This is a genomic window from Peptoniphilus indolicus ATCC 29427, from assembly GCF_000227315.1.
Classification (GTDB): Bacteria; Bacillota; Clostridia; order Tissierellales; family Peptoniphilaceae; genus Peptoniphilus; species Peptoniphilus indolicus.
In genome coordinates this window covers 1-965 of the sequence record NZ_JH165130.1, presented here as the reverse complement: position 1 = coordinate 965, position 965 = coordinate 1, and the positions used below count along the sequence as shown (strand labels likewise).

Genomic DNA, 965 nt, shown 5'->3' with positions numbered 1-965 from the left:
AAACATCAATTTCTTTTTTCTTAGAAATTTTAAACAGAGAACTAATTTTTTCTAAAGAACTTATAGTGATGTTTTCAGAAATATTCATAGGAAGAATAAGTCCATCTTTTTTTCTATCTTCAGATACATAAGTAATACCTTGTTTTATAGCATCACTTGTATTTTTCAAATGTAAAATTTTATTCTCTACTGATACATTTCCTTTTTCTATACCATAAAAACCATATAGAGTTTTTGCCAATTCACTTCTCCCAGCACCAACTAAACCTGCTATCCCTAAAACTTCTCCACCTTTTAGATTGAAAGAAATATCTTTAATATATTCATTGGTCAAGTTTTCTACTTTTAACACTTCCTTTTCACCTTGAATTGGAATATAAGGAAATTGTTCTTTAATCTCTCTACCTACCATGAGATTTATAATTTTATTTTCATTCAAATTATCTATATTTTCTTCTGAAATAAATTTTCCATCTCTTAAAACAGTTATCTTTTCACAAACTTCAAAAATTTCTGGCAAACGATGAGAAATGTATATGATAGATTTATTTTGTTTTTTAATTCTGATATTACATTGAATAAAACATCAACTTCTTTATCCGTTAATGCATCAGTAGGTTCATCCATAATTATAATTCTAGCATTAACAGAAAGAGCTTTAGCTATTTCAACCATTTGTTGGGAAGCAATTGATAGATTTGAGATATATTCTCTTTCTGAAATATTAACTCCTAACTTGTTTAAAATTTCTTTAGCTTCAGAGTACATTTTTTTCTTATCAATAAAAATTCCATTTTTAGGTTCTCTACCCAAAAAGATATTTTCTGCAACTGTTAAATTAGGTATTAAATTTAATTCCTGATGTATTACTGCTATATTATATTTTTGTGAATCATTTACACTATTTATATCAACTATCTCATCGTCTAGATAAATATTTCCCTCATCTTTTTTATATATTCCGG

At 26.1% G+C, this 965-nt stretch carries 2 protein-coding genes; both read right to left on the bottom strand.

Features of this window, described 5'->3' with window-relative positions:
• A partial coding sequence (locus tag HMPREF9129_RS10840; RefSeq protein ID WP_004823557.1) for an ATP-binding cassette domain-containing protein occupies positions 1-520 on the bottom strand: 520 nt, incomplete at its 3' end.
• A partial coding sequence (locus HMPREF9129_RS10835) for an ATP-binding cassette domain-containing protein (protein ID WP_004823556.1) occupies positions 487-965 on the bottom strand: 479 nt, incomplete at its 5' end. The genes HMPREF9129_RS10840 and HMPREF9129_RS10835, both read right to left, overlap by 34 nt.